The following is a 7,280-nucleotide window of genomic DNA, read 5'->3' as shown; positions in this document are numbered from 1 at the left end:
AACCTCCCATCTCGAGGACTTTATTTTCCAGTCCAAGAAATGGGAGGCAGTTCAAACTCAACCGCCCTTTTGCCTGCAAGCCGCCAGCTGCAATCGCAAGTGAATTAACGCGGGTGGCTTGCGCGCCATTTGCAAACCCCAGGTCGCAGGTCTTCGCCATTCGTGAACAAAGTGAGTAGTCTCAGGTGGCTTGCCCATGAGTTGGCGTAAGCCTGTTTAGCAAAAGGCTAATCGGACACGACAGGCCGCCCGCATGGCGACGGCGTTTCCCGTGCGGGCACAAACAGCCCTGCGTGCCCTGTCGCGCGATATCCCAATGCGACGTTCAGAACCCTACCCGCCAAGCAGCCACCTCGCGAAATTCAGCACGAGCACGCCCTCCCGGGTATGGGGCTCATGCCTCGTGCGAGTGATGAGAATCTTCGGGAATGCATCCCCGATGGATAGAATCGGCGCAATCTCCCTCTCGAGCGTCGAATCGGCGCCGATATCGTCGCTCACATACACTCTCCTTCCCGGTTTCGAAACCTGGAAGGCAGTATGCGCAAGGATGCGTCGAGGTGCGATCCCAGTCGTACCATGCCAGCAGAGATGTCGAGGCACATTCGTTCATGCTGCAATGCGGGCATCGGAGATGAAAAAAAGCCCGTCGGGTAGTCATGGGCGTGCGGGAGCCCGCATCAGTAACCTGCCTCCTCGGTTGTCCCTTCTTTGCATGGTCGTCTACATAAAGGAGGAACCAGCCATGCAGATCAGCATGCTTGCCCTTCTTGGGTCACGGACCGGGGAGGCGAGGGCCTCCGTCGGGACCGCCCCGAGCAACCGGCATATCCAAGGAATGACAAGGCTCGATCGCTGTGCTGGTCAGGATGCCGAAGCGGGCCGTCCGCCAATCGGAATGCGGGTCAGGATGCTGCAACGTGATTCCAGCTGCAGGATACGGCTCCTTTGCGGTTGCCGCAAAACCTGCTGGCAACATTCTTACTATCCGAATGATGTACGCATCCCTTGGGATCGTTTCGCCTGACCAGGGCCATCTTCAGCGCCTCATCGGCCAGCTCGGCAGGCGCCTCTTCCACGCGTAATAGCCCTGGCGGGTCACCTACGCAACCAAAGATACAAAAGGGATCGAATGGCCAGAAAGGATTGTCCTTGCCGACAGGCAATCCTTGACAAACGAGCTTCAGCCTCCTTAAAATTGCGTGGTTTGCCGAACTGAGTCAGCGAAGGAGGGGTGTCGTGGTTGGTCTTTTCCGCACGTGGATGAGCGCCTAAAAAGCGGCGCTGTTATGGCGTCGCGCTGTTTTGCACGCCATTCCACGATTGGACATAACCATGATGTTTGAAACCTCTCGGCGCAGGTCTGTTTCGCTGTGCCATTCATGGCAATTTAAGATTTGTTTCGTATGGGGCGGGGAGCTCGTGTCGACATTGACGAGCTCGATTCTCCAAATGGGTCTCATTTGGCATATCGCCCTCACGACAGGATCATCTTCCCTCCTCTCCCTGGCATCGTTAGCAGGCTTTCTGCCGATTGCTTTGTTCGGAGTCCTTGCGGGCGCCGTTGTCGACAGACTGCCTTTGAAGCGTGTTCTCATCGGCGCCGACCTCTTCGTTGCCGCGGTGGGCGCCGCCTTGGCGATTGCCTCGTTGGCCGGCAGCTTACCTGCGTGGTCAATACTCATCGCCCTGTTTCTCCGCGCAGCTGGCACTTCGTTCTACACGCCGGCCTCCCAATCCCTCACGCCCCATCTCGCCCCGCCAGAGCATCTCGTTCGCCTATCGGGAGTGATGCAAGCGATTCAGTCCGCCGGATACATTCTTGGCGCCGCGCTCGCGGCAGTGATTTATCCTGTGGCGGGCATTACCGCCATGATTGCCCTCGACGTGCTGGGGGCGCTTTTCGCTTCTCTAGCTGTCCTCGCCGCTCAGATAGACGCAGGAGGACTCGACGAAGCCGACCGCAGCTCGTCCTTTTCCAATAAAGTTCGAGAACTTTTCTCTGAGATTTCGGACGGCTACAAGCTGATCAGGGGATACAGGGGGCTGTTCGCCATTCTTTGGTGCGGGTTCGTCTTCGCTTTCGCGTTCTCCCCACTCGCGGCATTGTTCCCAATAATGACCTTGGGACATTTTGGCGGTAGCACGGGGGATGCTGCTTTGGTGGAGGTCCTTTTCTCCGCAGGCATGCTGGCTGGGTCCGGCATTTTGGCGGCCACGGGAGGGTTCCGCAATAGGTCGCTCACCATGGTCGCCGCAATCGCCGGCTTCGGCGTCGTCGCAATCGCATCCGGATTGCTCGGCCCGTCGCTGTTCGCCGCTTTCCTACCGGCGAGCTTTCTTATGGGCGCATGCTCCCCGCTGTACGCAGGAACCCAGACTGCCCTTATGCAGGAGCAGATACCTCCTGAGTACCTAGGCCGCGTTTTTGGTCTCTATGGAACCATTATGGCGTGGGCCATGCCCATGGGCCTCGCAGCCCCCTCCGTTTTTGCGGACCTGCTCGGAGCTCCGTTGTGGTTCGTCGGCTCTGGAGCGACCATGGTACTGCTTGCGATGGCGATGCTTCTCGCTCCAAGTGTACGAAACGTGGGGAAAAGAAATACCGGGCAGATTCAATAGCCCAAGCATTCGAAAAAGAGGCGGCAGCCATCGGTTCGCGCGTCAGCCTTCAAGCCCTTGCGACGACGAGGTATTGCGCCGACATCCCACATCGCGCTCCTTATTCGCCGCCAACTATCATTTTCGGATTTGCCGGCTTGCGCAAGGCCAAAACGCTCACGCCGGCAATCGGGCAAAGGCGAAAAATCGACGTGAGCGATTCTTTATTGGCATGGCTGCGCTTCCAGAAAACGACAATACACAAAAGGTGGTTCAACTTATGGAACTCATAGTCAAAGCTAAAGACATCTTTTTGGAATATGCCGGCCGCGATATTCTGGACATCGAAGAATTGGAAATCTACCCCTACGATCGCATCGGCTTGGTAGGAGACAACGGTGCAGGCAAAACCAGCCTGCTAAAAATCCTGAGCGGCAATCTAACCATTGCGGACGCCGACGTCAGGCGCTTCGGCAGCATTGCCCTCATCGGCCAGCTCGACGAACTCGACCTTGATGCGGCTCAGGACAACGGCGAGATGCTCTCCCGTCTCAACGTCGCCGAAGTGGCGCAGGAGACGATGAGCGGCGGGGAGGAAACACGCGCCAAGATTGCCTCTGCGCTCTCCCAGCATGCAAGCGCGATCTTCGCCGACGAGCCTACGAGCCACCTCGACCAAGACGGCATCCGCCTTCTCGTCGGACAGCTCAAGGCATTTGATGGGGCCCTGCTCATCGTGAGCCATGACCGTCATTTTCTCGACCAGGTGGTAGACAAGATCTGGGAGCTCAAAGACGGCGGTATTTCCGAATTCTGGGGTGACTACTCCGACTATCTGCGACAGAAAGAAGAAGAGCGCAAAGCTCAGGCGACTCGATACGAAGAGGCGATGCGCGAGCGCGATCGCCTCGAAGCCGCCATCGAAAAACAGCGGAAAAAAGCACGGCAGGTCGACGCCAAGCGGAAGGGTGCGAAAAAAAGCAACGAGTATGCAGGTCGCTTGGGGCATCAGAAAACAACCGGCACCAAGCAGAAGAAAATGCATCAGGCAGCTAAGAACATGGAGAAGCGCCTCGAAGCGCTCGAAGGGATCGAGGCCCCAGATAGCATTCGCGCCGTGCGCTTCCGCCAGAGCAAGGCCCTGGAACTGCACAGCAAATTTCCCATCTCGGCAGATGATTTCAGCTTGAGCTTCGGCAACTGCGTGCTCTATGACCACGCGAAATTCGAGATACCGCTCGGTGCCAAAGTGGCCATCACCGGTGGCAACGGTACAGGAAAGACCAGCTTGCTGAAGGCAATCGCTCGACGCGCCGACGGTATCAACATCTCTCCCAAGGCAGAGATCGGTTACTTCGAGCAAACAGGCTACAAGTTCGACGCCCGTCAGTCTGCGATCTCGTTCATGCAGGATGGTTGCGAGTACAGCATGACCGAAATCCGAAGCGTCCTCGCCTCTATGGGAATCGGACCGCGTGACCTGGCAAAGGACGTTGGCGTTCTCTCGGGAGGCGAAGTCATCAAGCTGCTGCTCGCGAAGATGCTGCTGGGCAGATACAACATCTTGCTCATGGACGAGCCTGGAAATTACCTGGACATCAAGAGCGCCGAAGCCCTCGAGCAGATGATGAGCGCCTATGCCGGAACGATAGTGTTCGTCTCCCACGATAAGAGGCTGGTCGAGAACGTCGCAGACATTATTTACGAAATAAAGGACACCAAGCTAGTCAAAATCTTTCAGCGCGAATAACCCTAAATGAGCAGGAAATAATCCCCGAACGGAGACAAGGGAGTAAAACGGCAAAGAAAGAGCCTCCGTCCCAACGCAGGGAACGGAGGCTCTTTAATCGCTTTTACTCATCTCCGTCGCTGGTGGCTTTGTCATGACTCTCGTACGAAACGAAACTCAGCGGCATAGTGCGGCACTCAAAATCGCAGGTCAGAACCCTGTCGTCCTACTCCCACTCGATGGCTTTGGTTCTGTCGTCCCGTCATTCCAGTTGCATCCAGTTTTCGGCATCGACATGGAACGCGTGCCGCCGAATGCCGCGATGTCGCGTTTCGTCGGCTTCGGGGACAAAAGTTGGGACAACCTCAAAAACTTTTTCCAAACTCAGGGCATTGAGTTTTTGTTTTTGTCCCAAAGGAGCTTCCGGCCGTGATTCGGGTGCCCGATTGGGCGGAATCGCCCGTTTCTGAAACTCAACCGCAGCATCACGCGCAAGCCACTCGCAACAACTGCAAATGATTGGTCGCGGGCGGCTTCCAACGCGATTCCAAAGCCGCAGGTCAGGCGACTGCGCTGCTGACAGGGAAAGGGAGTCGTATCAGGCGGCTTGCCCATGAGTCGACGATGAGGCCTCCATCGAATGTCGAGAACATGCTGGTAAAATAGGCAATACTTTTTATGACAGGAGACCGAGCATGGCCGAACCCCACGATAGGAAGCCGATCCTCACGATCGAGCAGCAGATAGAGCACCTCAAGCAGAAGGGCGTAGCCTTCGAGCTGTGTTCCGAGGAAGAGGCCGCGGACTACCTGCGCGACAAGTGCAACTTCTTCAAGCTCGCATCCTACCGCAAACTCTTCTCGAAATACGAGGGAGGCCCGCGCGACGGCCGCTACGTAGACCTCGACTTCGGCCAGCTGCGCCTGCTCGCGGCGCTCGACCAGGAGCTGCGCCACGCCCTGCTCGGCATGACGCTCGACATCGAGCATTTCCAGAAGGTGACACTGCTTCGCGAGATGGAGGACCGCGGAGAGGACGGCTACGCCATCGTGGCCGACTACATGGCATCGCTTACCACTGCAAACAGGGAGTACCGCCTGCGCGAGCTCAAGATGAGCGGCCGCAGCCCCTACAGCTCGAGCCTCTACGCGAAGTACTCCGGCCACATGCCCGCCTGGGCCTTCCTTGAGCTCACCTCGTTCGGCACCCTCATCGACTTCGTGCGCTTCTGCGCCAGGCGATGGGGCGACAGGCGCCTCGAGGCCTCCCACTACGACCTCAAGCGCGTGAAGTCCATCCGCAACTGCGCCGCGCACGGCTCGTGCCTGATCAACTGCTTCGCCGAGAGGGGCGCCGCCCGGGGCTCGGCGTCCAGCGGCGTCTCCCGAAGGGTCGCCGCCGTGGGAATTCCCAAGGCGACCAGGAGGAAGTGGATGGGGAACACGGCCATGCAGGAGGTCGCGACCGTGCTCGTGGCGCACTCCGGCTTGGTACCCGAGGGCTCCTCGCGCTCGCGCGCCGCATCCGAGCTCGCCGAGATGTTCGCCAGGGCCGACGGCGGAACCGAGGCGCTGCCCGACAAGGGGCCCGACGCCGCAGCTCGCTCCGCGCTCGAGTTCCTTCGCAGGTTGACAGAATCGCTCGGGTTGGTAGAATAGCCTGCAGATAGCAAAACCTTCACGGTTTTAGGGGCGGACTTGCGCAAGCGACTCTGCCCTATTTTTATATTCACTCGCTATAGGAGACGGGTGATACCTGGGTCAATGACAGAACTGAGAGGCCCGGAATAATGGAGCCAGTTAGAAACCCTCGGGTTTGCGGGGCGGGATCGTGAGAGCGGTTCTGCCCTATTTTTTTCCTCCGTCTGCCCCAAACCAAGTAGTTCGAAGATAGCCTGTAGGTGTCCTCATGGGTGTCTATTATTTTTCAGGGAATCAGACGCCCGTTCATGAACGCGGCCATCGGCCGCTTCATGAACGGGCGACCGGCTTGACCTGGATCGAACCGCCTTCATCCCCGTCTAGGCGCCGGCAATCAACACCGTAAATCCGCGCGTGCTACAATGCGGGCACCAGAGATGAAAACACAGTCCCCGTCGGGTAGTCGTGGGCGTGCGGGAGTCCGCATCAGTAACCTGCCTCCTTGGTTGTCCCTTCTCTGCATGGTCATCTACATAAAGGAGGAACCAGCCATGCAGATCAGCGCGTCGTCCACCCTGACCGTATATCACGACGGCCAATTCTGGGTCGGGCTGGCGGAGCATGTCGAGGACGGCAGATACGGCGTCGCCCGCATCGTCTTCGGCACAGAGCCGTCCAACGAGGAAATCCTGCAATTCATTACAAGCAAATGGGCGAAGCTCACGTTCTTCGGCGACGAGGCCACGGAAACAAGCAAGCCCGCGAAGAATCCCAAGCGACGCGCTCGCGAGGCAGCGAAAGCCCTTAAGCGGCCCGCGGTGAGCACCAAGGCACAACAGGCGCTCGCAGCACAGCGGGAAGCGATGAAGCGGGAGTCGGCTCGAGCAAGAAGCCAGCGTCGCGCGGATGAGGCGGAGGCGCGCTTCGAGCAGCGAAAGCTGAAGCGCAAGCAGAAGCATCGTGGGCATTGATCGCCATGTGCAGCAAGGCAAACCATATACAGCAGTGGGGCCAGTTCCACTTGAAGCCGACGCCGCGTAGACGCTAAAGGTGACGGCTATGCACGGGCACGGGCGAGCCACTGCACTTCACAGCTTGTTTCTCAAGTATTTGGGACGCACACGCGGCGTTCAAAAATGCGGAGCGACTCCACATGGCTCGAGACTGAGCCGAAGTGCCCTACTTCTCGCCCTCCAGCAGCCCCACGATACGGTCGATGTCGACGGCGAAGTGGGGCCTTCCCTCGCGCTCGTAGCGGTCGAGGTACGCCTGGCACTCGGAGACAATGCGCTTGGTGTTGCCGTCGATGA

General features: G+C 58.3%; 5 protein-coding genes. 4 read left to right on the top strand and 1 reads right to left on the bottom strand.

Features of this window, described 5'->3' with window-relative positions; translation table 11 throughout:
* Positions 1-333: 333 nt before the first annotated feature.
* Positions 334-501 carry a hypothetical protein gene (locus ACT8II_RS08455; RefSeq protein WP_157966984.1) on the bottom strand — a complete coding sequence of 56 codons (168 nt, stop codon included), beginning with the start codon at positions 499-501 and terminating at the stop codon, positions 334-336.
* A gap of 834 nt (positions 502-1,335) precedes the next feature.
* On the opposite strand from ACT8II_RS08455, the gene ACT8II_RS08450 reads away from it, so the two are divergent.
* From ACT8II_RS08450 to ACT8II_RS08435, 4 genes are all read left to right on the top strand, one after another.
* Positions 1,336-2,622 carry an MFS transporter gene (locus ACT8II_RS08450; protein ID WP_349125059.1) on the top strand — a complete coding sequence of 429 codons (1,287 nt, stop codon included), beginning with the start codon at positions 1,336-1,338 and terminating at the stop codon, positions 2,620-2,622.
* Between the two features lie 259 nt (positions 2,623-2,881).
* On the top strand, positions 2,882-4,351 hold the full coding sequence (gene abc-f / locus ACT8II_RS08445) for a ribosomal protection-like ABC-F family protein (protein WP_443813772.1): 1,470 nt from the start codon (positions 2,882-2,884) through the stop codon (positions 4,349-4,351).
* Positions 4,352-5,025: 674 nt separating this feature from the next.
* Positions 5,026-5,988: an Abi family protein gene (locus ACT8II_RS08440; RefSeq protein ID WP_443813770.1), complete on the top strand. Its 963-nt coding sequence runs from the start codon at positions 5,026-5,028 to the stop codon at positions 5,986-5,988.
* A gap of 533 nt (positions 5,989-6,521) precedes the next feature.
* Positions 6,522-6,941 carry a YjdF family protein gene (locus ACT8II_RS08435; RefSeq protein ID WP_118328337.1) on the top strand — a complete coding sequence of 140 codons (420 nt, stop codon included), beginning with the start codon at positions 6,522-6,524 and terminating at the stop codon, positions 6,939-6,941.
* Positions 6,942-7,280 lie beyond the last annotated feature (339 nt).

Origin of the sequence: Collinsella sp. (genome assembly GCF_052346665.1) — a bacterium.
Taxonomy (GTDB): Bacteria; Actinomycetota; Coriobacteriia; order Coriobacteriales; family Coriobacteriaceae; genus Collinsella.
Note: the sequence above shows the minus strand (reverse complement) of the source record. Positions and strands in the feature narration are given on the sequence as shown.

Coding starts and splice junctions, on each gene's coding strand:
- ACT8II_RS08450 (WP_349125059.1), top strand. CDS start 1,336: ATGATGTTTGAAACCTCTCGGCGCAGGTCTGTTTCGCTGTGCCATTCA.
- abc-f (WP_443813772.1), top strand. CDS start 2,882: ATGGAACTCATAGTCAAAGCTAAAGACATCTTTTTGGAATATGCCGGC.
- ACT8II_RS08440 (WP_443813770.1), top strand. CDS start 5,026: ATGGCCGAACCCCACGATAGGAAGCCGATCCTCACGATCGAGCAGCAG.
- ACT8II_RS08435 (WP_118328337.1), top strand. CDS start 6,522: ATGCAGATCAGCGCGTCGTCCACCCTGACCGTATATCACGACGGCCAA.